Annotated in this window: 22 protein-coding genes and 1 tRNA gene; 18 read left to right on the top strand and 5 right to left on the bottom strand. The window is 51.1% G+C overall.

Annotated features, from left to right (window positions below):
- Window positions 1-60 precede the first annotated feature (60 nt).
- From ileS to ndk, 4 genes are read left to right on the top strand one after another with little or no spacing between them, the layout of a single operon-like run.
- A complete protein-coding gene (gene ileS / locus IMCC13023_RS05295) occupies window positions 61-3,249 on the top strand; it encodes an isoleucine--tRNA ligase (RefSeq protein WP_007542055.1) in 3,189 nt (1,062 codons plus the stop codon).
- Complete coding sequence (locus tag IMCC13023_RS05290; protein ID WP_007542047.1) at window positions 3,246-4,604, top strand: bifunctional folylpolyglutamate synthase/dihydrofolate synthase; 1,359 nt, start codon at window positions 3,246-3,248, stop codon at window positions 4,602-4,604. Before ileS ends, IMCC13023_RS05290 begins: the two co-directional genes overlap by 4 nt.
- Window positions 4,597-5,001, top strand: coding sequence for a DUF4233 domain-containing protein (locus IMCC13023_RS05285; protein ID WP_050816758.1), 405 nt, complete (start codon window positions 4,597-4,599; stop codon window positions 4,999-5,001). The genes IMCC13023_RS05290 and IMCC13023_RS05285 overlap by 8 nt, the downstream gene beginning before the upstream one ends.
- Window positions 4,979-5,386 carry a nucleoside-diphosphate kinase gene (gene ndk / locus IMCC13023_RS05280; RefSeq protein WP_007542042.1) on the top strand — a complete coding sequence of 136 codons (408 nt, stop codon included), beginning with the start codon at window positions 4,979-4,981 and terminating at the stop codon, window positions 5,384-5,386. Before IMCC13023_RS05285 ends, ndk begins: the two co-directional genes overlap by 23 nt.
- Window positions 5,387-5,404: 18 nt before the next feature.
- Here ndk and IMCC13023_RS05275 read toward each other — a convergent pair whose 3' ends face one another.
- Window positions 5,405-5,971, bottom strand: coding sequence for a vitamin K epoxide reductase family protein (locus IMCC13023_RS05275; protein WP_007542040.1), 567 nt, complete (start codon window positions 5,969-5,971; stop codon window positions 5,405-5,407).
- 182 nt (window positions 5,972-6,153) lie between these two features.
- Between IMCC13023_RS05275 and IMCC13023_RS05270 the strand changes: the two genes are divergently transcribed.
- From IMCC13023_RS05270 to IMCC13023_RS05220, 11 genes are all read left to right on the top strand, one after another.
- On the top strand, window positions 6,154-8,196 hold the full coding sequence (locus IMCC13023_RS05270; RefSeq protein ID WP_007542037.1) for an Rne/Rng family ribonuclease: 2,043 nt from the start codon (window positions 6,154-6,156) through the stop codon (window positions 8,194-8,196).
- A gap of 104 nt (window positions 8,197-8,300) precedes the next feature.
- Window positions 8,301-8,606, top strand: coding sequence for a 50S ribosomal protein L21 (rplU, locus tag IMCC13023_RS05265; protein ID WP_007542036.1), 306 nt, complete (start codon window positions 8,301-8,303; stop codon window positions 8,604-8,606).
- Between the two features lie 14 nt (window positions 8,607-8,620).
- Window positions 8,621-8,872 (top strand): 50S ribosomal protein L27, encoded by a 252-nt coding sequence (gene rpmA / locus IMCC13023_RS05260; RefSeq protein ID WP_040325248.1) that lies wholly within the window; start codon window positions 8,621-8,623, stop codon window positions 8,870-8,872.
- A 60-nt stretch (window positions 8,873-8,932) separates the two neighbouring features.
- On the top strand, window positions 8,933-10,426 hold the full coding sequence (gene obgE, locus IMCC13023_RS05255) for a GTPase ObgE (RefSeq protein ID WP_007542034.1): 1,494 nt from the start codon (window positions 8,933-8,935) through the stop codon (window positions 10,424-10,426).
- Window positions 10,423-11,202, top strand: coding sequence for a glutamate 5-kinase (gene proB, locus IMCC13023_RS05250; RefSeq protein WP_007542033.1), 780 nt, complete (start codon window positions 10,423-10,425; stop codon window positions 11,200-11,202). Before obgE ends, proB begins: the two co-directional genes overlap by 4 nt.
- 9 nt (window positions 11,203-11,211) lie before the next feature.
- Window positions 11,212-12,456 (top strand): glutamate-5-semialdehyde dehydrogenase, encoded by a 1,245-nt coding sequence (locus IMCC13023_RS05245; RefSeq protein WP_007542032.1) that lies wholly within the window; start codon window positions 11,212-11,214, stop codon window positions 12,454-12,456.
- A 27-nt stretch (window positions 12,457-12,483) separates the two neighbouring features.
- A complete protein-coding gene (locus IMCC13023_RS05240) occupies window positions 12,484-12,666 on the top strand; it encodes a hypothetical protein (protein ID WP_007542031.1) in 183 nt (60 codons plus the stop codon).
- Window positions 12,667-12,672: 6 nt separating this feature from the next.
- Window positions 12,673-13,266, top strand: coding sequence for a nicotinate-nucleotide adenylyltransferase (nadD, locus tag IMCC13023_RS05235; RefSeq protein ID WP_040325246.1), 594 nt, complete (start codon window positions 12,673-12,675; stop codon window positions 13,264-13,266).
- 8 nt (window positions 13,267-13,274) lie between these two features.
- Complete coding sequence (locus tag IMCC13023_RS05230) at window positions 13,275-14,072, top strand: hypothetical protein (protein ID WP_007542023.1); 798 nt, start codon at window positions 13,275-13,277, stop codon at window positions 14,070-14,072.
- A gap of 4 nt (window positions 14,073-14,076) precedes the next feature.
- On the top strand, window positions 14,077-14,430 hold the full coding sequence (gene rsfS, locus IMCC13023_RS05225; RefSeq protein ID WP_007542021.1) for a ribosome silencing factor: 354 nt from the start codon (window positions 14,077-14,079) through the stop codon (window positions 14,428-14,430).
- A gap of 28 nt (window positions 14,431-14,458) precedes the next feature.
- Window positions 14,459-14,531: transfer RNA gene (locus tag IMCC13023_RS05220), tRNA-Ala, on the top strand.
- Between the two features lie 131 nt (window positions 14,532-14,662).
- On the opposite strand, the gene IMCC13023_RS07450 is transcribed toward IMCC13023_RS05220, so the two are convergent.
- Window positions 14,663-14,911 carry a putative acetyltransferase gene (locus IMCC13023_RS07450; RefSeq protein WP_502685263.1) on the bottom strand — a complete coding sequence of 83 codons (249 nt, stop codon included), beginning with the start codon at window positions 14,909-14,911 and terminating at the stop codon, window positions 14,663-14,665.
- Window positions 14,912-15,201: 290 nt separating this feature from the next.
- Here IMCC13023_RS07450 and IMCC13023_RS05215 point away from each other — a divergent pair, with 290 nt between their 5' ends.
- Entirely contained in the window at window positions 15,202-15,942 is a 741-nt protein-coding gene (locus IMCC13023_RS05215; protein WP_050816757.1) for a Bax inhibitor-1/YccA family protein, read from the top strand.
- Here the strand turns inward: IMCC13023_RS05215 and IMCC13023_RS05210 are convergent.
- From IMCC13023_RS05210 to IMCC13023_RS05200, 3 genes are all read right to left on the bottom strand, one after another.
- Window positions 15,939-19,169, bottom strand: a complete 3,231-nt coding sequence (locus IMCC13023_RS05210) for a DNA polymerase III subunit alpha (protein ID WP_007542014.1) — start codon at window positions 19,167-19,169, stop codon at window positions 15,939-15,941. The genes IMCC13023_RS05215 and IMCC13023_RS05210 overlap by 4 nt on opposite strands.
- Window positions 19,170-19,454, bottom strand: coding sequence for a hypothetical protein (locus IMCC13023_RS05205; RefSeq protein ID WP_007542011.1), 285 nt, complete (start codon window positions 19,452-19,454; stop codon window positions 19,170-19,172).
- 155 nt (window positions 19,455-19,609) lie between these two features.
- Window positions 19,610-20,404, bottom strand: a complete 795-nt coding sequence (locus tag IMCC13023_RS05200) for an aminotransferase class IV (protein WP_050816756.1) — start codon at window positions 20,402-20,404, stop codon at window positions 19,610-19,612.
- Window positions 20,405-20,437: 33 nt separating this feature from the next.
- Between IMCC13023_RS05200 and IMCC13023_RS05195 the strand changes: the two genes are divergently transcribed.
- Together IMCC13023_RS05195 and leuS are read left to right on the top strand one after the other, a co-directional pair.
- Complete coding sequence (locus IMCC13023_RS05195; RefSeq protein WP_081478860.1) at window positions 20,438-21,715, top strand: anthranilate synthase component I family protein; 1,278 nt, start codon at window positions 20,438-20,440, stop codon at window positions 21,713-21,715.
- 31 nt (window positions 21,716-21,746) lie between these two features.
- Window positions 21,747-24,212 (top strand): leucine--tRNA ligase, encoded by a 2,466-nt coding sequence (gene leuS / locus IMCC13023_RS05190; protein WP_007542008.1) that lies wholly within the window; start codon window positions 21,747-21,749, stop codon window positions 24,210-24,212.
- The last annotated feature ends 16 nt before the right edge of the window (window positions 24,213-24,228 follow it).

Below are 24,228 nucleotides of genomic sequence, written 5' to 3'. Positions count from 1 at the left end.
TGTATATTCGTAGTCTCTAGATTAACATTGTTCTTGACCGTAACTTCTCCGAAAGCCGTGATGTATCCAAAGCACCGCAATTCCTCTCAAGGGCCAATCGCCTCGCCGTCCTTTCCAGAACTTGAAAAGGAGGTGCTGGCCTACTGGGATAAAGACGGAACTTTTCAAGAATCAATTGACCAGCGAGCCGCAGCTGACGCTCCGGAGTTCGTCTTCTATGACGGCCCTCCCTTTGCCAACGGACTTCCGCATTACGGTCACCTTCTAACTGGATACGCAAAAGACTTGGTGCCTCGCTACCAAACCATGAGGGGCAAGCGGGTTGAACGCAGGTTCGGCTGGGACACCCATGGGTTGCCTGCAGAGGTTGAGGCGGAACGACTCTTGGGCATATCCGGTCGACCAGAAATCGAGAAATATGGAGTCGCTAAGTTCAATGAATTTTGCAAGACCTCTGTACTGAAGTACACCGAGGACTGGCGCAGCTACATCACTCGACAAGCCCGTTGGGTCGATTTTGATAATGACTACAAGACTCTGGACCAGAACTATACCGAGAGCGTTATCTGGGCCTTCCAGCAGCTCCACAACAAAGGGTTGATCTACGAGGGCTTCAAGGTCCTGGCTTACTGCTGGCGATGCGAGACTCCTCTTTCAAATCACGAACTCAAGATGGACGATGAGGTATACCGGGATAGACAGGACCAGTCCGTAACTGTCACTTTTCCGGTAACGAGCCAAGGTGAACTTTCAGGCGTAAAAATACTTGCATGGACGACAACGCCGTGGACGCTCCCAACTAACTTCGCATTGGCCGTTGGGCCGAATATCGAATATTCCTTGGTGAATGCTAAAAACAGTGACTTGGGTGATGAAAAATTCTTGATCGCTTCGGCGCTTTTGCCTAACTATCTAAAAGAACTGGGTTTCGAAGATGTTGAGAGCGCACAGGCCGCTGTGTCTAAGACTTATCTCGGTTCTGATCTAGGTGGCCTTAGGTATGAGCCAATCTTTGACTTCTACACCGATGCCAGTAAGTTCAGCATTGAAAATGCCTGGCAGGTGTTAGTCGGCGACTACGTAACTGCCGAGGATGGCACCGGAATTGTCCACCAAGCCCCTGCCTATGGAGAAGATGATCAAATGCTCTGCAATGCTGCTGGCATTCCAACTTATGTGTCAGTCAATGAAAGAGGCGAATTCACCTCTTTGATCGCTCCATACGAAGGGCAGCATGTATTTGAGGCGAATAAGCCAATCACTCAAGACTTGAAAGCGAGTGGTCGATTAATAAGGCAAGCGTCTTATGATCACAGCTACCCGCATTGCTACCGATGCAAGAATCCGCTAATTTACAAGGCGGTTTCATCGTGGTTTGTTGAGACCACAAAAGTCAAAGACCGAATGCTTGAACTAAACCAGGAGATCAACTGGGTTCCTGATCACACCAAAAACGGTGGCTTTGGAAAATGGCTTGAGAACGTTCGAGATTGGGCAATTTCAAGAAACCGGTTCTGGGGAGCTCCGATACCGGTTTGGAAATCGGACGATCCTAATTACCCAAGGATTGATGTCTACGGCTCGCTCGATGAAATGGAGCGCGACTTTGGTGTTCGCCCCACCGATTTCCACAGGCCAGTCATTGACGAGCTAACGAGACCAAATCCTGATGACCCAACCGGCAAGTCCACGATGAGAAGAGTGCCGGAGGTTTTGGATTGCTGGTTTGAATCTGGATCGATGCCGTTTGCGCAGGTTCACTATCCGTTTGAGAATCAGGATTGGTTTGACTCGCATTTTCCCGGCGACTACATAGTCGAGTACGTAGGGCAAACCAAGGGCTGGTTTTACACCCTTCACGTTTTGTCCACGGCGTTATTTGATCGCCCGGCTTTTAAAAACGCGGTGAGCCACGGGATTGTCTTGGGCAATGACGGGCAGAAGATGTCTAAGTCGCTAAGAAACTATCCGGACGTCAATGAGGTATTTGATCGTGACGGCTCTGATGCAATGAGATGGTTTTTGATGTCAAGCCCGATTCTTCGCGGCGGAAATATTTCAGTTACCGAGCAGGGCATTCGAGAAGGTGTTCGTCAAGCGCTTTTGCCGCTTTGGAATAGCTATTACTTCTTTGCTCTGTACGCCAACGCCTCCAGCTACACTGCGAGCCCATCGATGGCCTCAACTCAGTTATTAGACCGATATATTCTTGCTAAAACCCGAGAACTTATTGACTCGGTAACTTCAGATCTTGACGTTTTTGACAGCTTCGCGGCCTCTGCCAAAGTTCGTGATTTCGCTGAAGTGCTTACTAATTGGTACATCCGGCGCTCCAGAGATCGTTTCTGGGAAGGCGACAAGGATGCCTTCGACACTCTCTACACGGTTCTAGAAGCTGCATTCAGAGTGATCGCTCCCATGCTGCCGCTGGTGGCCGAAGAAATGTGGCGCGGTCTAACTAACGGTCGCTCCGTTCATCTCGAGAGCTGGCCGGAGGCCGAGGAGTTCTTGGAGCATGCTCAGCTAGTTCGGGACATGGATGCAATCCGCGAGGCGGCATCTTCCGGGCTTTCCTTGAGGAAGGCCTCTGGGGTTCGTGTAAGGCAGCCACTTGCAAAAATAACGGTTGCTGTAGTTGGTTCTGATTCTCTTCGAGATTATGCCGAGTTGTTGGCTGATGAGCTCAACGTGAAGGCCGTGGACATCGTGGAGGCCAACGCCGAAACCTCCTCGAGTTTCGGTCTAAAGCAATCGCTGTCCGTAAACGCTAGAGCTCTAGGACCCAGGGTTGGCAAGGATGTTCAACGAATCATTGGCCAAGCCAAGTCGGGCAACTGGGAACAGTTGGCAGAGGGGATCTTCGTTGATGGAACGTTGCTGATGGAGCCCGAGTATGAATTGACTCTTGTTGCGGACAATGAGTCCAGCGATTTTGCAGTTGGGGTGACCAGTTCGGGATTCATTCTGCTTGACACTCGACTTACGCCGGAGCTTCAGTCAGAGGGGCTTGCCAGAGACACGATTCGACACATTCAGCAGGCTAGGAAAGATTTCGGGCTTGATGTTTCGGACCGCATTTCCCTGAAGCTTGTTTGCGATGAGGAATCGGTAACCGCTTTGGAAACTCATTCCGATTTGATATCAAGGGAAACCCTGTCCAGCGACATAGAAATTGCTGCCGGTCAGATATCAGCGCCGCTTTCAGTAGGCGAAACCGGGGCCATCGCGATCACGTTGGCCAAAAAATGACCTTAGAAAGCCAACCTCAATCTATCGATGAGGTTCTTGCTGCCCTTTACGCAAGGAGGCCTGAAAACCAAATAAGGCCTCGCTTGGAGCCCACCAGACGACTAGTCGAAATGATGGGAAACCCCCAAAACAATTACAAAGTAATTCACATCACTGGCACCAACGGTAAGAGTTCGACAGCAAGAATGATTGAGCGGCTACTCAGGGAGCACGGGTTGAGAACCGGCAGGTTGACCAGCCCCCATCTGGTCTCTTTCAACGAGCGCATTGCCCTTGATGGTGAGCCGGTAGAAGATCAGTTGATCATCGAGGCTTACCAGGAAAATCTGGTGCTACTAGAGCTTGTGGACCAGGAGCTCACCGACAAAGGGGAGGACCCGCTTACTTTCTTCGAAGCCTTCACTGCACTCGCTTTTCACGTCTTTTCGGATGCTCCGATCGATGTTTTGGTTCTTGAAGTTGGAATCGGCGGAGAGTGGGATGCTACCAACGTTGCCGATGCAGATGTTGCGGTCTTCACGGCGATAGACCTTGATCATCAGGAAACTCTCGGTGACACCGTGGAGGAGATTGCCCAAACAAAAGCCGGCATTACAAAGCAGAATTCGATTGTGGTGTCAAGCTTTCAGCAGCAGAGCGTGGCATCTATCCTGCGCGCAAGTGCACCTCAGGAAGTTTTGATTGCCGGCGATGAATTTGGCTACTCGGAGATAAGCCCAGATGGCTTCGGAACCAGGTTTAGCGTGCAAGGAATTTGGGCCGAGTATCCCGAGCTTTGGATGCCAATCATTGGCCAACATCAAGCAGAAAACGCGGCAACCGCAATTGTCGCTACCGAGGCATTTCTTGGAAGAGCAATCGCTGACGAGGTGCTCAGGAGCGCTCTCGCAGATGCTGTCAGTCCTGGGAGGCTTCAGGTCATAAGTAAACAACCGCTGGTCGTAATCGATGGTGCCCACAACCCAGCTGGCCTGGTAAGCCTCAGGAACTCTATTCAGTGGCACTTCGGAGCGCCAAAAGCAATAGGTGTCGTTGGAATGCTCCGAGAAAAAGACATTCAGTCTTCGGCCCAGGAACTAATTGGGGTATTCGACCACCTCATAGTTACCTCGGCGCCTGGTGAACGAGGTCTTCCGGCCTTTGAGCTTGCTAACAGCTTTTCCGATGAGGGGCTAATTGTCGATGAAATAGTCCTGGAGTTCTGGTCGGCCTACGAGCAGGCAATTAGGCTTGGGGTGAGCACGGATAGGCCTGTATTTATAACCGGGTCGCTGTACCTTGTGGGAGCAGTGCTTGAAAAGCTTCAGCTGGAAAATTCGAACATGAACGATCAGGACGGGCAAGAAGTTGAGTAAAAGGTCTTCAAAACGAGCTCTCGGATCAATCGCACTTAGTTTCGAGGCCTTTGTGGTATTTTTCGCGACCCTCACCGCTTTTGGGCTAAAGGCATCAGACGTAAGCCCGAATTTGCCGCGCGTTGAGATCATTTGGGCAATTGGACTGGGCGTCGCTCTTCTTTGTATTCTGACGCCCGCCCTGTTATCGAAGCCATGGGGTTACTTCATTGGCTGGGGGATTCAGGTGGCGGTTTTGGCTTCTGGCTTCTGGCTCTGGGGCATGTTTGTGATCGGCGCAATGGTAGCCGGAATGTGGATTTGGGCGATGGTGGCCGGTGGCACAATAGACAAAGCAAGAGAAAATTATGAAAAGCTGAACGAAAAGGATCCAAATGCAGACACTAGTTCTATGTAAGCCGGACGCGGTTCGTCGTAATCTAATCGGCGAAATTATTCGACGCTGCGAGCAAAAGGGTTATGTGGTCGCGAAACTTGCAAAACTTCAGCCATCAAGACAGCTTCTAGCTCAGCACTACCTTGAGCACGAGGGAAAACCTTTTTATGAGCCCTTGATGGATTTCATGCTGTCTGGCGAAGTTGTTGCAATAGCACTTGAGGGCGAACGCGTCATCGAAGGATTTAGATCTCTTGCCGGGTCCACTGAGCCAACACTTGCGGCTCCGGGTACCATCCGGGGCGACCTCGGAAGGGATTGGGGGACGAAGGTTGTTCAGAACCTGGTTCACGGCTCAGATTCAGACGAAAGCGCTGCACGAGAGCTCGCGCTCTGGTTTAGCTAGCACTCGCTCTGGTAACAGCTAGATGAGAGTTATCCAGTAGTCCCAGAACTGGATCAAGATCAATACGATCAGCACTAAATAGGTCATGAGCGTGAAAACCCAGCTCCACGAGTAGACAAACTCCCCGAGCTTTTCTTTATTGCCCAGGTTGCCATCCCGCATAGTGCGGCCCAAAATCATCCAGAACAATGGGATAGTCGCTGCCCAGGCCACCATGCAGTAGATGCACAGCGATCCGATTACGTAAGCGGACTGTGTAAAGAGCCAAATGGCAAAACCAAGCCCAAATAAGTGTCCCAGCAGGAATAGTCGCCAAAACCATGGTGCAAACTTTGCCCCTGCAAGAATCGCCATTCCCACCAAGATCGGTGCAAAGAATGCGGCCAAGCCGATCAAGGGATTCGGAAATCCTAGGAGGGCCGCTTGTTCGCTCAGCATGACGGACTTGCAGCTCAGGATGGGAGAAATGTCACAGGAGGTGCTGGCATCCGGATTTTCGGCGACGTGGAGTCGCTCGAGCGTCAAGCCGAAGCTTGCGATCCAGCCCATAACGCCCATTGAGATAAGGGCAATTGGAAATAGCATCTTTCAATTATCGCATTTTGGTAACAAGTCGTGACATACTTACGGAAGATGTATTCACACATACATCAAAGATTTTTTTCGGAGAGCGATATGCCCCGAAGAATAAGAATTAGGTTCCGGCTGAGGCTTGAATCACTAGAACAGGCTCGGCGGGTGTGGACCTAAGGGCTACAAAGGCATAAGTGGCTGAGAAAAAAGAAATTCCAGAAAAGACGACTTCAAAAAAGGCACCTGCTAAAAAAGTGGCCGAGAAAAAAGCAGTCGAGAAAAAAATAGTCGACAAGAAAATAGTCGACAAAAAACCGGCAGCGAAAAAAGAAGCTTCAACAAAGGTCGTCGAAAAAAAGGACGAGCCTAAGAAGCCACTGAGCATTCAGCTGCTTTTCCAGGCACCAGACCTCCCTACTCCAAAGGTGAATCCTCGAAGTGGCAAGCTTGCCGAGGAGGAAACTTCTGAAGCTGCTACTAGGTCCGCTCCGACTAAGTCCGCATCTACTAGAACCAGACAGCGAAGCAAGCCTGAGAGTGAGGCCAAGCCAAAGACCAACGATGAACCTGCCGAAGAAAAAGATTCCGGGTCAACCAGGGTCGCTGCAAAACGTCAACGTCGCAAGGATTCAAGAGACACTGGTCGCCGCAGGACTGCAGTTACCGAGTCAGAGTTCTTGGCAAGAAGAGAATCTGTCGATCGTCGAATGGTTGTTCGCGAGAAGGATGCCAGGGTTCAAATCGGAGTTCTCGAAGACGGCCTGTTGGTCGAGCACTACGTAGCCGAAAGCCAGGGCGGGTCACTCATTGGAAATGTTTATCTTGGCAAGGTGCAGAACGTACTGCCTTCCATGGAAGCCGCTTTTGTTGACATTGGACGCGGCCGGAATGCTGTTCTGTATTCGGGCGAGGTCGATTGGGATGCCGCTGAAACTGGGAACCAGCCCAGAAGAATTGAGCTAGCACTAAAGTCTGGCGACCAAGTTTTGGTTCAAGTAACCAAGGACCCGGTTGGCCAAAAAGGGGCAAGGCTCACCTCGCAGATCTCACTACCTGGAAGATTCCTTGTCTACGTTCCCGGCGGAAATATGTCTGGAATTTCTAGGAAGCTGCCAGAGGGCGAGAGGCAGCGCCTGAAGCAAATTTTGAAGCACGCTTTGCCTGAAGACGCTGGTGTTATCGTGCGAACCGCTGCAGAGGGTGCTACCGAAGATCAGCTCACCCTGGATGTTGAAAGACTAAAGATGCAGTGGGAGAACATAAACAGCGAGGTAGCAAAGGGTAAAGCCCCGACGCTTCTTCACAGTGAACCGGACTTGTTGGTAAAAATCATTCGCGATGTCTTCAACGAGGACTTCACTGAGCTTGTTGTTTCGGGGGAAGAGTCCCTAGAGACCATCAGACAGTATCTGGAGTCTGTGGCGCCTGAGCTAATTGAACGTTTGGTTCAGTTCACCGCAAGCGAGGATGTGTTCGATAGCTATCGACTCGGGGATCAAATTATCAAGGCCCTCGACAGAAAGGTATTTCTTCCTTCCGGTGGCTCTTTGGTTATTGATCGCACCGAAGCCATGACAGTTGTTGATGTGAATACTGGAAAATTCATCGGATCCGGCGGAAACCTCGAAGAGACAGTCACCAAGAACAACCTTGAGGCAGCCGAAGAACTTGTTCGACAGCTTAGATTGCGCGACATCGGCGGAATCGTCGTGGTGGACTTTATCGACATGATTCAAGAGTCAAACCAGGAAATGGTGCGAAGGCGCCTATTGGAGTGCCTATCAAGGGATCGCACCAAAAACCAGGTTGGCGAAATTACTTCACTTGGGCTTGTCCAGATGACCAGAAAGAAAATTGGTCTCGGATTACTTGAAACTTTCTCAGAGCCCTGTGACTGCTGTGCTGGAAGAGGCGTAGTGGTTCATGACGAGCCGAGGTTCAGGATGCCGGAGGTTTCGGAGAATAAGCGAACCAAGAAGAAAGAGAAGACTAAGCCGACTGTAGTCAAAAAAGTAGTAACGGCGGAGCAGGCAGACGCATTCAAGAATGTGGTTAATCAAATAGCGAGTGCTGGTCATTCGAGTGATGAAGCCCTTCTACAGCTAAAGAAAGAGCCGGAAGGCAAGACAGAAATCCTAAACGCCGTGCTTGATTCGCTCCCAGAAGCCGAGAATGTGCCTAAGCCAAAACGTCGACGCGCCACATCAGCGGGTAAGCTATCAACTACAACCGAGTAAAACGCGGTTGAGTGTTGCTCACTCTTGGTTTATTTGCTAAACTTCGAGGCTGTTGCTCACGTTCTGTGGTTCAACAAGATTTCCCCTAATAGTTAGGTCAAAAAGTGGTTTACGCAATTGTTCGAGCTGGTGGACGCCAGGAAAAGGTTGAGGTCGGCACCATCGTGACCATGAACCGCATCAAAGCGTCTTCGGGCTCCATAGAGCTTCCGGCTGTTTTGTTGGTTGATGGTGACAAGGTCACCTCAGACTCACAGTCTCTTTCCAAGGTCAAGGTTGTTGCAGAGGTTCTTGACCAGTTGCGTGGCCCAAAGATTTCGATTCAAAAATACAAAAACAAGACCGGATACAAGAAGCGCCAGGGTCACCGTCAAGACTTGACCCGCGTCCAGGTCACAGAGATCAAGTAACTAGGAGTTAGACAATGGCATCCAAAAAGGGAGTTAGCTCCACACGTAACGGCCGCGACTCGAACTCTCAGCGTTTGGGCGTGAAGCGTCACGATGGTCAGGCAGTCAATGCCGGTGAAATAATCGTTCGCCAGCGCGGCACTCACTTCCACCCGGGAGTAAATGTTGGCCGCGGTAAGGACGACACTTTGTTCGCACTTGCGGCAGGTGCAGTCAAATTCGGCGCAAAGGCAGGCCGACGAGTAGTAAACATCGTCACCCTGTAACAGGATTAAGCAAAGAGGCGGACCTGGACCAGGTTCGTCTTTTTTTGTAGGGAGGGAAGAATGGTCACATTTGTTGATCAAGTAACCCTGCACCTATCCGCGGGAAACGGCGGAGATGGGTGTACTAGTACCAAACGTGAAAAATTCAAGCCACTTGCTGGTCCTGACGGAGCCAATGGCGGCGATGGCGGAACTATTTCGCTTATTTCAGACGTCAACACCACCACACTTCTTGACTACCACCACCGTCCACACCGTACTGGGCTAAATGGAACAGCTGGAGCTGGCGATTATCGTAACGGCGCGCACGGCGGAGACATTGTTCTAAAGGTTCCGGTAGGAACCGTCGTAAAAGATGCTCGTGGCAAATTGCTGGCCGATCTGGACTCAGTTGGAATGGAAATCGTCGTTGCCCAGGGCGGACAGGGTGGCCTCGGCAATGATGCACTGTCTAACCAGAAAAGAATTGCACCTGGTTTTCACCTCTTAGGTGTGCCCGGCTGGAAGGGCGAGGTAATCCTCGAGCTCAAGGTTGTCGCTGACATCGCTTTTGTGGGATTCCCAAGTGCTGGCAAGAGTTCTCTGATTGCCTCGATGAGCTCAGCTCGTCCAAAAATTGCAGATTATCCATTCACTACTCTTCACCCAAACCTTGGCGTCGTTCAGGCTGGAGAGCAAAGATATACCGTTGCTGACGTACCGGGTCTCATAGAGGGTGCAAGCCAAGGAAAAGGCCTAGGCCTTGAGTTTTTGAGGCACGTGGAAAGATGCAGCGCGCTGCTTCACGTTATCGATTGTGCCACCATGGAGCCGGGCAGGGATCCACTAACCGACCTGAAGGTCATCCTCGGTGAACTTCGTGATTACCAGGTGCCCGAGGGGCAGACGCCTCTGCATGAGCGACCTCAGTTGATTGCCTTGAATAAAATCGACATTCCCGATGCTAAGGAATTGGCGGCTTTTGTCACAGAGGAACTGCAGGCCATGGGGTATCCAGTCTTCGCTGTCTCAACTGCCACTCACGAGGGCTTGAAAGAACTGAACTTCGCTCTTAGCGCGGTTGTTCAAAAGGAGCGTGAGGGCAAGGTTGTGGGAGCTCAGAAGCGATTCTCATTAATCCCAACCAAGGCCGAGGACTCGAGTTACATAGTGCGAAAAGAGTCAATCTCCGGTGAGGACGTGTTTCGAATCATCGGCACCAAGCCAGAGCGGTGGGTTGCACAAACGCATTTTGGAAACACAGAGGCGGTTGGATATCTGGCTGAGCGTCTTCAGAAGATCGGCATAGAGGACGAGCTTGTGAGAAAAGGTGCGAAGAGGGGTTCCACCGTAATCATCGGTGAAGAAAATGGCGTCGTTTTTGACTGGGATCCATTGATTGATTCAGTCGCAGAGTTGGCCGACGGTATTGGCCTAGGAGAAGACGAAAAGCGCAGAACGAATGAACAACGACGTGGCGAATACTACGCAATGATGGATCAGCGAGCCAAGGGCCGCGAAGAACGTGCTGCTGTTCGAGAGGCCAGCGTCTTCGTAGAAGAAGACCAAGAGTGAAAACCTCCGAGCGCATTGCATCAGCCAGCAGAATTCTTATAAAGGTTGGATCAAGCTCGATAACAGGTGCAAATCATTCCAATCTAGACGAGATTGTTGATCTAAGCGCTGCGCTGATAGCTCTTGGTAAAGACGTAATCGTGGTCAGCTCCGGCGCAATCGCAACTGCTGCGCCGTTTATTGGTCTCACAGTCAAGGCCGAGGACCTGCCAACATCGCAAGCTCTAGCCAGCATTGGTCAAGCGAAGCTAATGAGCCGATACGAAAAGTCTCTTGAGCGTCACAATCTAATGCCTGGTCAAATACTTCTAACGGTCGAGAACTTGGACCAGGAAGTTACCTCGCTGAATGCGCTGCGCGCACTCGAGAGGCTCCTAGAGATAAAGGTCTTACCGATAATCAATGAGAACGATTCGGTGGCAACAAATGAGATCCGATTTGGCGACAATGATCAATTGGCGGCCAGGGTCTCGAGGTTGGCGAAGGTTGACCTCATGATCCTCCTTAGCGACATCGATGGCCTCTACACCAAGCCTCCACAGGAGGACGGCTCAGAGCATATTCCCGTTGTGGTTTTCGGTGCAGACCTGTCTTGGGTAGAGGTGTCTGGCACCTCGACAGGATATGGAACCGGGGGCGCACTGACAAAACTGTCAGCTGCCAAATTGGCAACGGAGTCCTCGGTTGGAGTGATCCTGACATCCAGCCAGAGCGTCGGTGAGCTGATTGACGGTGACTGCAAGCACACCTGGTTTGAGCCAGGACCTAAGAGCTAGGATTTTAGGATGAGCATCCAGCAACTTTTGCAAGAGGCCAAGGCCGCTTCGGCTGCCATGGGTCGAGCAAACAGCTCTGTGAAGAATCAGGCGCTTGAAACCATCGCGTCGGAGCTTGAAAAGAATTCAAAATTGATAATTGCGGCAAACCAGCTCGATATGGCCGCCGCAGAGACAAATGGCGTAAGCCTCGCCCTCCAGGATAGATTGCGCCTCGACGAGGCAAGAGTGTCATCGCTAGCCGTTGCTCTCAGGAAAATAGCCCAACTAGATGATCCAATCGGAGAGTCGGTTCGGGGCATGACACTAGCGAACGGCTTACTGGTTCAGCAGGTCAGAGTTCCTTTTGGCGTTATCGGTTGCATCTATGAGGCTAGACCCAACGTGACTATTGACATTGCTGGCCTAGCAATTAAGAGCGGGAATTGTGCAGTACTGAGAGGCGGCAGTGCTGCCGAAAATACGAATAAGAGCCTGATTAGTGTTATCCAAGCTGGACTGGAAAAAACGGGACTACCGAAGTCGGCTGTCTCGACAGTAGATCCTTTTGGCAGAGATGGCGCTGTTGAGCTCATGAAGGCTAATGGTCTGGTTGATGTTCTGATTCCTCGTGGATCCGCGAGTCTTATCCGAACAGTTGTGACTGAATCCACCGTGCCAGTGATTGAAACCGGCGACGGTGTTGTGCATATCTTTGTGGACGCCTCAGCAGATCTTTCCACGGCGATTCCTCTGATTATCAACTCGAAGGTTCAGCGCCCCTCGGTTTGCAACTCTCTTGAGACGCTGCTTGTACATGCTGACGTAGCGCACAAACTTCTGCCAGCACTTGCCAAAGAATTGAAGGAAAACGGAGTCACAGTCCACGGCTGCCAGGAGACTTTGCTACACATCCCGGATGGGATTGCGGCGACTGAGGACGATTGGGCGACCGAATACTTGAGTTTGGATTTGGCTATCCGTGTGGTTGCTAACTTAGATCACGCGCTGTCCCACATCGCCGAGTTTTCAACTAAGCACACTGAATCAATCTTGACATCCGATGCCTTAAGCGCAGAGCGGTTCCTTGCCGAAGTGGATTCATCGGTAGTTATGGTCAACTCTTCCACCAGATTTACTGACGGGGGAGAGTTCGGCTTCGGTGCTGAGGTCGGGATTTCTACTCAAAAACTTCACGCGAGAGGCCCAATGGGTCTTCGGGAATTAACATCAACCAAGTGGTTGGTTCGTGGAAGCGGACAAGTCCGAAGCTAAACTAAGGGACGAAGAAGGGGCCAGAATATGATTTCCATATTATTTGAGGAAGGTGTGATCATTCATCACACTGAATTGCCGATTCCAGCATTGCTGTTTGGGCTTATTGCGTTCGCCTCATTCTTGGTTCTGGCTGCTATCACGTGGTCTTACCGAGACGTAGCAAACAGGCATTCCCACAAGGAGTCGGGCTCCAGGGCCGGCCACTAGACCAATATGACTTCCAGGCGACGACGCATTGGTGTGATGGGTGGAACTTTTGACCCAATTCATCACGGCCACCTAGTCGCGGCCAGCGAAGTCGCAGCGGCCCTCAGCTTGGACGAGGTGGTGTTTGTTCCAACAGGTCAGCCTTGGCACAAAAAGGCCGTTAGTTCTGCAGAGCACCGGTATCTAATGACTGTCATCGCGACGGCAGCTAACCCTCAGTTCACGGTTAGTCGAATAGACATAGATCGACCAGGGGTTACTTACACGGTCGATACTCTTCGAGATCTTTCGTCTCTAATGCCTGATGCAGATCTGGTCTTTATCTCGGGCGCGGACGCCATTGCGCAAATCCTAGCCTGGAAAGAAATTGACGAAATCTGGCCCTTGGCCGAGTTCATAGCTGTAAGTCGTCCAGGGCACAAGCTAGAGCTTCCCGAAGCACCAGAGGGCAACATATCGGTTCTGGAGGTACCCGCTCTTTCGATCTCCTCTACAAACATCCGGCAGCGCGCTGGAGACAGTAAGCCAATCTGGTACCTGGTTCCCGATGGTGTGGTTCAGTACATTGCTAAGCACAAGCTTTACGAGGGGGAGTCTTGACAACTCCCATGACCAGGCGAGAGCTAAGAGAGCTTGAGAGAGTAGCAGTCACCAACGAACCACGAGTTCCAGCCCCGATTGAACAGCAGGTATTGAGTCAAGTCCCATTTCGAGATCAAAGCCTTGACCGAGCCTCAGAGTCATCTGAACATTTTGAAGTCGCCTCTCCTCTCTTGACGCGCAGACAGATGCGCGAGCAGGGGCTCCTGGGTTCTACTGCAGAAGCTAACAGTTCGAATTTTGTTGACGCCACAAACCTAACCCTCCCCTCTCACGAGGAGCCCGTCAGTCCTCGGCTCAATTCAAGGCGGGGCCTCCGAGAGGCCTCTTTTCCCGATGCTGAAGTTCCTGTCGAAATTTCTGAAGAAGACAGCTCAACAATTAGAGCGATCGACGCCCCTGATGAGCAGCTGTTTACCGGTGCAAACTTATTTGCTGAACCAAGCACTCAATCAATAGTTCTGGAGGGGGTGACCGAAGCGATTTCGCTACCAATGGATACGGGTGAGATTTTCACAACCGGATCTATTTCTATCGTTTCCGACCCTGCCACCGGAGCTCATACCGCCGGTTTTGATCTCGACGGAATTTCACAAGGCCAAGAGAGTGTTTTTGGCGTGGTATCAACCGTTAGTCCGGTAAGCGCCCTGGACTTGATCGACCAGCGCTCATCTATCGGAGTGGTTCCGCAATCTGTGCTGCGAAAGGGCTGGTGGAAGCCGTGGGCTCTAGCTGTCTGCGCGCTAGTTCTTGCAATTACTGCCATACTTGCCAGTATCACCATTCTCGGGGCCATAGGAGGCTAAGTACTTGCCAGCAAGCAAAGAGACTATTTCACTAGTTAAAACCGCATCGAAAGCAGCCTCTGACAAGCTTGGGGAGAACATAGTCGCCCTCGATGTCACCGAGCCGTTTGCTCTTGCTGAGGTCTTCTTGATGATTAGCGCCACCAACGAGCGTCAGGCACAGGCAATTGGGGACGCGATCGAAGATGAGCTACTTAAGCAAAAAGTAAAGGCTCGTTTCCGCGAAGGCAGGCAAACTGGGCGTTGGATTTTGCTTGATTTTGGAGATCTAATCGTTCACGTTATGCACGAGCAGGAGCGCGAATTCTACTCACTAGAGCGCCTCTGGAGTGATTGCCCGGTTGTCTCAACTGTCTAGGTTTTTTGTGTAGACTTAGGCACTTCACGGGCCTGTGGCGCAGCTGGTAGCGCACCTGCATGGCATGCAGGGGGTCAGGGGTTCGAGTCCCCTCAGGTCCACCGTGTATGGCAGACTCCAATCGGAGTCCATTTCGATGTAAACAAGCGGTCCTTCTAACCCAATCTGTCTTAAGCCACACTCCCGGTAGCTCGTTTCGTTAATGCCGAGGTCTTTCGACACGTCAGCCCGTTCAGGACACCGTAGCCCGCGGGCTTCGTCGCGGCGGGGCGGGAGGCACTTCCTTGGCGGCCACCACTAGCGGTAGTGCAATCACAACGTCGGAGCGCCGGGTGCGTACGGTGCACTCGCCGTTGGACTTTTCCACCAGCTCGCCCAGGGCATCCGTCAGGCCGCCGTCGATGCGGTATCTGACCACCACCCGAATGCCGAGTGGGGCGTTCGAAAGGAAGTGCTTGGGCGTAGGCAATGGGGAACTCACCCCCTCATGCTAGACGCGGGATGCCGAATAACATGCCCGCTAGCGTGCATGTTATTCGTTTCGTGAGCTAGCCCCAGGCGGACCGTGGTTGTGGGCATCATTCCCATAGGACTCCACTGTGTGTTTCTCAGACTGAGTTTGCGTCTGCGAGTTTTTCTCCCAATCTTGTTTGGTTTTTGTCAAGCGATTTATGAACATAAAGTCGTAAATAATGGTCATGATTTCCAGCAAATTTTCAGTAATCTGACTTAGACTTCCTCAAAGTTATATACCTCCAAGAAAGGGTAGAAGTGGCCTCTCACAATCCTGCTTTCAACCAAAGCATGCGTTCCGGACTAGCCTCTGCGAACCAGAATCAAGTCAACGTCGAATTTGATCGCATGACCTCAAAGCCCATGACAATGGCGGGAACTACCTCAAAGGTTCTCGGCATGTTTCTGGCAGTACTGGTTGGAGCAGGTGCGACTTGGTACTTGGAGCTTTACTCTCTATTTTTCCCTGCTATGTTCGTCGGCCTAGGTCTTGGTCTTTGGGCAAGTTTCAGCAAGAAGGTCCGTCCGGGTCTTTACATGGCATACGCGTTGGTTCAGGGGGTTTTCATCGGCAGCATTAGTGGCCTGTTGGAGTCTTTCTACCCCGGAATTGTGCAGACTGCTGTTATTGGAACCTTTGCAACTGCCGGCACGATGTTTGCGGCCTACCGTTTTGGATGGATAAAAGTAAACCAGCGCTTTACTCGATTCATGACTTTTGCGGTGACTGGCTATCTTGTCTTTGCGCTTGTAAACCTAGGGTTTGCAATGTTTGCCGGCATAAGTATTTACAGCTCACCATTCGGTTGGCTAATTGCCTTGGTTGGAGTAGGCCTAGCTGCGTTCACTTTGAATCTCGACTTTGAGGTTATTAGCCAGGGCGTTAGCCAAGGCTGGCCCGAGGAGATGGAGTGGCGAGCTGCATTTGGTCTGACGGCTACTCTCATCTGGCTATACGTTGAGATTCTTCGATTGCTTTCTATTTTCAACCAAAACTAAGAGGCCCGTTTCTCCCATTGCTGCCATAACTGGCGAAGGTCCCAAGCGTTTTCGGCAAGTATTGAAACCCCTCGCACCCCGGTGCGGCGAGTTTTTCCAGAAATTAGAAGCAGCTTATTTTGAAACAACAACTGGCTGCATCGACGTTGTGCCTCGTCAAAGAAGGTGGCATCTGCAATGCCGGATCCGTCGTCCAGGCTAATAAATACGACCCTCTTGCCACTACGCATAGGTGGAGTTTGGGTTGCAATCCGGACTCCGGCCACCAAGACCTCGGTGTTGCTCCTCAGTGAGCCGACTTCACTTGCTCGCACAACTCCCATTTCCTCTAGCATCTGCTGAAACTTTTGAATCTGGTGCTCGGAGATGTCCATCCCGGTAACGGCCATTTCAGCTTCAAGTTTTTGTCGCCTGGTGGGCGCAGTGTTGCCCACTGGAAGTTGATCAAGGTTTGTTAGGTCAAATGCCAGCTGATTTTTATCAATTTTGGGCGCAGCCTTTGAGCTGATCTGTCTAACCTTTACCAGGAGATCACTTCGGTTGTGGATCGATTCTTCGTTCGATACTCCGGCTATTGTGTCCAGCGCGCCCACTAGCGCAAGGCGCTCTAGAGTTCTCCTCGAAGGCCTGGCTCTCAGATAGAAGTCAGTCACATCTGCGTAGGGTTGCTCGCAAATTATTCGGTCCATTTCAGGTCTTGAGATACCGGAAATTTCACCGAGCGAGACCCTCACTCCCAGCTCTTTGCCACTTTTCTGGACAACGTACTGACTGGTTGAATAATTTACGTCAATTCCAAGAAGTTGAACTCCCAATCTTCTAGCTTCTGCGAGCAGCAATCTTCTTGGGTACATTCCAGGGTCGTGCGTCAGCAGTCCAGCTATGAACTCAGTGGGGTAGTGAGTTTTTAGCCACGCGGAATGATACGTGGGGACTGCAAATGCAGCGCCGTGTGCCTTGCAGAATCCAAAGCTTCCAAAACCTTCGAGGATTGACCACACACGATCAACTACGGCGGGAGTGTAATCTCTGGCGGCGGCTGACTTTTTGAAGTAGCGCTGAACTATACGAGCCTTATCTGGCTTACCCAGCTGTCGACGCATCTCATCAGCCCTGGCTAATGAGCAACCCGTCATTACCTGCATTATGCGCATCAGCTGCTCATGAAAGACCACTACTCCGTAGCTTTCTTTAAGGATGTCATGAAGATCTGGATGCATGTAGTCCGGTTGGATAAAGCCGTGTCTGCCATCAAGGTAGGGCTTAATCATGTTGCCCTTCATTGGCCCAGGTCTAAAAAGTGAAATCTGCATTGTGAGGTCATTGAACTTGGTTGGTTGGTGCTTGCCGGTGAGCTCTCTTTGACCTGGGCTCTCGATTTGGAACAACCCCAGGGTGTTGGTGGTCCTGATCATCTTGTAGACGGCTGGATCGTCTCTTGCGACTTTGTCTAAATCAAGGTCAACATTTTTGACTCGTTTGATCTCTTTGATTGTGTAGGCCATTGCGCTTTGCATCCGAACGCCCAGTACATCGAGCTTTAGAAAGCCCATGGGGTCCATGTCGTCTTTATCAAACTGGCTCATAGGTAAGCCCATCCCGCTCGGTTCGGTTGGGGTTAGGTCAAGCAGTCTTGAGTTCCCTAAAATCACGCCGCAGGGGTGCATGGAAATGTGCCTAGGTAGCCTGTCTAGTCGCTGGGTTATATCAACCAGCAGGTTTAGCTTGCGGTCAGATTCGGTGAGCTTGGAAAAATCTGCAAGCTCGGGCTTGTTCGACATTTCTGAACGAAAGTTTTTTGCCGAAAACCGCCACATGTTCTTGGCAATCTCATCAACCTGCTGGTCTTCTAATCCAAGCGCCATTCCGCCGTCTCTGACGGCACCCCTGCCTCGATAGGTGGACTGCATTGAAAGCAGGGTCACTCGTTTACCGCCGTAGCGTCGAAAGATCGCGCGATAAATCTCGTGTCGCCTGGCAGATTCAACATCAATGTCTATGTCTGGCAAGGTGCTGCGTTCTGTTGAAAGAAATCTTTCGAATAGCAGGCCTTCTTCTATCGGGTCAACACTGCTTATGCCAAGCAAGTAGTTGATCAAAGAGCCAGCGCCGGAACCTCTTGCTGCAATTCTTATGCGCATGTCTCTAATCATTTGAGCCACATCGGCAACCGTTAGAAAGTAGGTCGCAAACCCAAGCTTGTTTACCGCTATCAACTCCTTGGAGAGTCGGTGCTGAACAGTTGCAAGTTCGGCTGCCTTGATTCCTGGGTAGCGCAAGCTAATTGCAGCGTGACTTCTTTGCCAGAGAACTTCGAAGGGGTTTTCTGTCACCCCAAGCGAAGATTGCTCTGGAGTCTTTGGTTGGTTCCAGCCACAATCGTTAATTGGATCGAGAGAGCACTTTTGAGCCAGAAGTTCTGTTGTCCTTAGGAGCGCTACTGACTCGTTGGTGTCCTCGGTTACCTCCAGAGCCAGTGTTGCCATCTGATGCGATGACTTTAGCCAGGCCTGGGCGTTTGGCTGTGGGATGAATAGACCCAGAGGCTCTAGGTATCTTGCGGAATCTAAAACATCCGCGGTTAGGGCGCCATCCGGTTCTATGTAGCGAACCGCGTTGGTTATTACCGGAGGGATACCAACTGTTTTTGCTAAATCAAACATTGCCTTTGCGTGCTGTGCTGAACCTAATTTGCCGGGCTCAGTCATGTGATTCACCACTTCGACGGCAAGTGCAGCCGGGGCTGGAAAATACTCTCGCCACATTGTTGCTAAGTCACGTGCACTGGTTTTGGAGGTGAGTGCAGCATCAGCTAAAGAACTTTCAAGGCCAATGAGTATCGTGCAGGAAGTTTCTTCCTTGAAAAAGCCAGCAAGATCGCCAATTTTTATCGATACATCTTTTTTACCACCTTTTCTTTCCTGCGCCTGAGAAATGATGCGGCATAGGGTCGACCAACCCCTGCCTGAGTTGTTTCCGTGAGCAAGAATCAGAACGCGCCCCAGCGACTTATCCGCGGTCACTTCTAGGCTGACGCCCACAATCGGAGCTATGCCACTAGATATACAGGCCCCTATGTGCTTTATTGCCCCGTAGAGGCCGTCTCGATCGGTTATTGCTAAAGATTCACAGCCCATTGAGCTTGCGGCCGCACAAAGCTGCTCAGGTCTGTTCACGCCATAGTGGGCAGAGAAGGCGGAGCTGACGTTTAGGTGAGTAAAGCTCATTTAGGGCGTGGCTTGCTCAATTTCCCAGTTGTCACCGGGCATTTGGTGCCTTAGCTGGAAAAAGTACCTATTGTCAGGGCTTGCCGCCCACAAGCGCCACATTTCTGTCTCAACCAGGTTTTGACCCTGACCGGGGTGAGCCTGACCTGCATGTTGCCACCAGAGTGACCTGGAGTACCAACGAACCGGCCGAGATGTGGTCAAAAAGACAGCATCGCGCCAAGTAAAGCAGGCCGGAGCACCGTCAGCATCAAGCACGACACCGGTGACTAATTCTGTTTCCAAAGCTAGCGCCCCTTCTAACTATTCGAACAAGTGTTCGAATAGTTAGAAGTGTAAGTCTTAGCTAAGACATTTACAAAATTGCTTGGAAACTATGGTTTTGTTTTTTGCCAATCCTCGACAAAGCTAACTACCTTGAGGCTTGAATTTAGTTTCCGCTAGGCGATCGAAAGGTCGTCGCTTTGGGACGAGTTAGTGAGAAGAGCTAGGCGTTTGCGAAATGAGCTGAGCCTATTCAGATTCGAGAGCGGAATGTTTTGCCAATGAGTTACGCCCCTGATTCCTTGCAGTGCTGAGAGGCTCCAAACTTCACAGTCAGCTAGGTCTTCAGGCTTAGAATTCACGAAGGCAGTTTCAAATCCTGCCTGATTTGCCATCTCGAAAACGAGTTCTCTGGTGATTGATGGTAGCCAGTCGGTTGAGTCGTCCGGTCCGCAAAGCACGTCGTCACGCCACCAAACGATTGACGACAGCGCTCCATCCGCTACGTTCCCGTGGGCATCTAAAATCACCGCTTCGTCGGCGCCGTGGAGGTTGGCTTTTCTTCTAAGTTTTTGGCACACCGATAGATCAGGTCCTTTGACTTGAGCGTCAACCCGAGGATCTGGCTCGTCTAATGACCATAGAGAGCAGGTAAGGGTCCTAACCGGTGCTTGACGGAGTCGGAAAAATAACTGTTCACCAGGGTTTTGTTCCTTGCGGAATTCGATTCTTGGAAACCATTCGCCTTCCGACGGAATTGCGGACACGACGGCGTCAAAAAAGCCACTCAGGTCCTGCTGCTGTATTTTGGTAACTGAACCAGAAAACCGCGCAAAGTGCCGATCTATAACTCGGGTTGAACCGTTGGAAACAAGCCAGCTGTCCGCCACGCTAAGAGTGGTTGGAATGGCGTGGTCAATCGGATTCAACTCACCGCCGGTGAATTGAAAGAAATCTCCAGTTACGCTCATCTTGTCTAGAATACGGGGCTGGAAAAGGATTAAATGCCACTTTATTATGAACGCATAGCCGGGTGGAGCCCCGTGGCTGATACTTTCGTGGCTTTTTTCGGGAGTAAACCAAACTCGTTTTGGTTGGACCGGGAACATCATCATGACGCTCGATTTTCGATAATTGGCTCCGGACCAAAGACTTCACAGTTGCCGAAGTATGCCAAAGACGAGCAAAATCACAACTTGCCGTTTGGTTTTCGTCCGGGATTCGTGGGGGTCATTGAATACGAACTACCCGAAAAAGGTCCACTGGTTGTTTCGGGCATTGAGGTGGACAGGGCTTTTGTCTACGACCATGACAATCGGGCAATGTTTTTTGTTGGCGAGTTTGTCGATAGAGCGTCTTTCGCTGATTGGTTCCACGCCGCACTGTTGCGCTTAGCTCTAGCTGGGGGAGATGCGGCCAACTACGCGCTCAGTCACGACGCTGCTACAGCCGCCAGCTTTGAAGTCAGGGACACCAAGAATGACTACATTGCAAACATCGAAAAGGCTAAAGATCAAATCACTAGGGGTGAGATCTATCAGCTCTGTCTGACAACCGAATTGTCAGCGGATTATGTTGGGGATCCACTAGCGCTGTTTCTTCGACTCAGAAAAGATCACGGCGCTCCTTACTGCAGCTATCTAAAAGTCGGAGGTGTTAGTTACTTGAGTATTTCGCCAGAGCGGTTTTTGACAGTTTCTGGCGTGAGGGTTACCAGCTCACCTATCAAGGGCACTCGAGCAAGATCGAGCGACCCTGAAATCGATTTGGCCTTGCAGGCTTCGCTTGGGGCCGATGAGAAAGAACGAGCAGAAAACCTAATGATTGTTGATTTGATAAGGAATGACCTGTCATCGGTCTGCACGGCTCAATCAATCACGGTTGAGTCGCTATTGGCGTTGCGGTCATATTCGACCGTTCATCAGCTCGAATCTGATGTTGCGGGCGAGCTTGCGGATACTAAGACTGGCTTTGATGCCCTTACCGCTTTGTTCCCGGGTGGTTCGATGACCGGTGCGCCAAAGATTAGGGCATGCGCATTGATCGCGGAACTGGAGGATAGGCCCAGAGGTGCTTATTCGGGCGCGATTGGCTGGGTAAGCCCATCGGGTGACATGGACCTAGGCATGGTTATTAGAACTGCCATCTTCAAAAATCAAACTGTCAGCATTTCGGTTGGCGGGGGAATCACCTCTGGATCAGAACCAGAAACCGAGCACGCTGAAATGCAATTGAAAGCACTAGCCCTAGTTCAGGCAATGGACGCCTCGGTGAATTGGTAACCTATAAGCCCGCTAAGCAAAAGGCCACTAATTGCAAGAAGATTACAACGTCACAGCCATTCAAGATAAGTGGTTGCCGGTTTGGGATGACCTAAAGCCTTTTGACTCATCCAGAAAAGACGACACTAGGCCCACTAAGTATGTTTTGGACATGTTCCCGTACCCGTCTGGTGACTTGCACATGGGACATGCAGAGGCCTATGCCCTAGGCGATGTTATTGCGCGTTACTGGGGCCAAAAGGGCTACAACGTTATGCACCCAATTGGATGGGATGCCTTTGGGTTGCCAGCCGAAAACGCAGCAATTAAGCGCGGCCTAGACCCCAGAGCTTGGACCTACGAAAACATCGCCCAGCAAAAAGCATCTATGCGCAGGTATGCCTGCAGCTTTGACTGGGACAGAGTTCTGCAGACTTGTGACCCGAGTTACTACCAGTGGAATCAGTGGTTGTTTCTAGAGCTCTACAGCCGCGGTCTTGCCTACCGCAAGAATTCGAACGTGAATTGGTGCCCGAGCTGCCAAACAGTGCTAGCTAACGAGCAGGTAGTTCAGGGACTTTGCGAGCGCTGTGATTCGGTGGTTACCAAGAAGTCTCTTACTCAGTGGTATTTCAAAGTTACTGACTACGCAGATCGCCTTCTTGATGACCTAAGTCAGCTAGAGGGCAAGTGGCCTTCCAAGGTGCTCTCGATGCAGCGAAACTGGATTGGAAGATCTCAGGGTGCAAACATCGATTTTGCAATCGAAGGCATGGATCAAAAGATTTCGGTGTTCACCACTCGACCTGACACTTTATACGGGGCGACTTTTATGGTTTTGGCAGCCGACAGCGAGCTAGCCCAGGAGCTTGCCAATGCCGCAGCCCCAGAGATTCGTGAGCAGTTCAATAACTACCTCGAGGAAGTCAAGAAGGCTAATGACATCGAGCGTTTGGCTACCGACCGAAAGAAAACCGGAGTGTTCTTGGGGCACTATGCGCTAAACCCAATAAACGACGAACGAATCCCAGTATGGGTTTCCGATTATGTTTTGGCTGATTATGGAACCGGCGCAATCATGGCGGTTCCCGCCCATGATGATCGTGACATTGAGTTCGCAAAAACCTTTGACCTACCGGTGTTCATGGTTGTCTACACCGGCGAAGAGGACCCAGCTGTATCTGGAATTGCGACCAGCGGCGACGGTGTCATCGTGAACTCTGGAGAACTGAACGGTCTAAGTAAGTCAGATGCAATCTCCAAGGCCATCGAGCTAGTTGAAGCAAAAGGCACCGGTAAGGGTGCGAAGAACTTCAGGCTTAGAGATTGGTTGATTTCCAGGCAACGCTACTGGGGAACTCCAATCCCAATCATTCACTGCGACAAGTGCGGGGAAGTCCCAGTACCTGCCGATCAACTGCCGGTTGAGTTGCCGGCAAGCGAAGGTCTAGATCTTTCACCTAAGGGGACTTCACCTCTCGGCGCTGCCTCGGACTGGCTAAATGTCGATTGTCCAAAATGTGGTGGCAAAGCCAAACGAGACTCTGACACCATGGACACCTTTGTTGATAGCTCCTGGTATTTTTTGAGGTTCCTAAACCCAAATTCTGATGAAGTTCCATTCGAAAAGGCGCAAGCTGAGAAGTGGGCACCGGTTGACCAGTACGTCGGCGGAGTGACCCACGCTATCTTGCACTTGCTCTATGCGAGGTTTTTCACCAAGGTGCTTCACGACATTGGGATGGTTGATTTCGAAGAGCCCTTTACTAGGTTGCTAAACCAGGGCATGGTCTTGATGAACGGTTCCGCGATGAGCAAGTCCAGGGGGAACTTGGTTCGCCTCAGCGAACAGCTGGACATTCACGGGGTGGATGCAATTCGACTAACTATGGCTTTCGCGGGACCACCGGAGGATGACATCGACTGGTCCGATGTTTCACCGGCTGCGTCGGCTAAGTTTTTGGCACGCGCTTGGCGCATTGCCCAAGATGTTACTAGCAAGCCAGAATCGAATTTTGCTTCTGGAGACAAAGGGGTCCGAAAGGCAACCCATCAATTCTTGGCTGGATTCAAAGAGGCAATTGAGAGCCATAAATTCAACGTTGGCGTTGCCAAGGCCATGGAGCTTACAAACCACCTGCGTAAGGCAATCGATCAAGGTGTTGGCCCAGCCGACATTGCTGTCAGAGAAGGCGCCGAGGAGCTAGCTAAGGCACTAAGCCTGTTTGCTCCCTACACCGCAGAGGACATGTGGCAGCTGCTTGGTCATGAGCCGACAGTCGCGCTAGCTCAATTCGCAGAAGTTGAGAATGATCTGCTCGTCGAGCAAAAGGGCACCGCAATCGTTCAGATTGACGGCAAGCTGCGCGACAAGTTTGAAGTGGATGTTTCTATCTCAGAAGATGAGCTACGAGAGCTCGCGCTAAGTTCCGAGCTAGTTAAAAAGGCACTTCAGGGCAAAGAAACTTTAAACATAATTATTAGGGCTCCAAAACTTGTGAACATAGCAACCAAGTAGCGGTTTCTCGACAGAG

Origin of the sequence: Candidatus Aquiluna sp. IMCC13023 (genome assembly GCF_000257665.1) — a bacterium.
Classification (GTDB): Bacteria; Actinomycetota; Actinomycetes; order Actinomycetales; family Microbacteriaceae; genus Aquiluna.
The sequence above is the reverse complement of the archived record's forward strand: the minus strand, read 5'-3'. Positions and strand labels throughout refer to the sequence as shown.

Bases quoted from the DNA above. Each gene is read 5' to 3' on its own strand.
- ileS (WP_007542055.1), top strand. From the start codon at position 61: ATGTATCCAAAGCACCGCAATTCCTCTCAAGGGCCAATCGCCTCGCCG.
- IMCC13023_RS05290 (WP_007542047.1), top strand. From the start codon at position 3,246: ATGACCTTAGAAAGCCAACCTCAATCTATCGATGAGGTTCTTGCTGCC.
- ndk (WP_007542042.1), top strand. From the start codon at position 4,979: ATGCAGACACTAGTTCTATGTAAGCCGGACGCGGTTCGTCGTAATCTA.
- IMCC13023_RS05275 (WP_007542040.1), bottom strand. From the start codon at position 5,971: ATGCTATTTCCAATTGCCCTTATCTCAATGGGCGTTATGGGCTGGATC.
- rpmA (WP_040325248.1), top strand. From the start codon at position 8,621: ATGGCATCCAAAAAGGGAGTTAGCTCCACACGTAACGGCCGCGACTCG.
- obgE (WP_007542034.1), top strand. From the start codon at position 8,933: ATGGTCACATTTGTTGATCAAGTAACCCTGCACCTATCCGCGGGAAAC.
- IMCC13023_RS05245 (WP_007542032.1), top strand. From the start codon at position 11,212: ATGAGCATCCAGCAACTTTTGCAAGAGGCCAAGGCCGCTTCGGCTGCC.
- IMCC13023_RS05240 (WP_007542031.1), top strand. From the start codon at position 12,484: ATGATTTCCATATTATTTGAGGAAGGTGTGATCATTCATCACACTGAA.
- nadD (WP_040325246.1), top strand. From the start codon at position 12,673: ATGACTTCCAGGCGACGACGCATTGGTGTGATGGGTGGAACTTTTGAC.
- IMCC13023_RS05230 (WP_007542023.1), top strand. From the start codon at position 13,275: ATGACCAGGCGAGAGCTAAGAGAGCTTGAGAGAGTAGCAGTCACCAAC.
- IMCC13023_RS05210 (WP_007542014.1), bottom strand. From the start codon at position 19,169: ATGAGCTTTACTCACCTAAACGTCAGCTCCGCCTTCTCTGCCCACTAT.
- IMCC13023_RS05200 (WP_050816756.1), bottom strand. From the start codon at position 20,404: ATGAGCGTAACTGGAGATTTCTTTCAATTCACCGGCGGTGAGTTGAAT.
- IMCC13023_RS05195 (WP_081478860.1), top strand. From the start codon at position 20,438: ATGCCACTTTATTATGAACGCATAGCCGGGTGGAGCCCCGTGGCTGAT.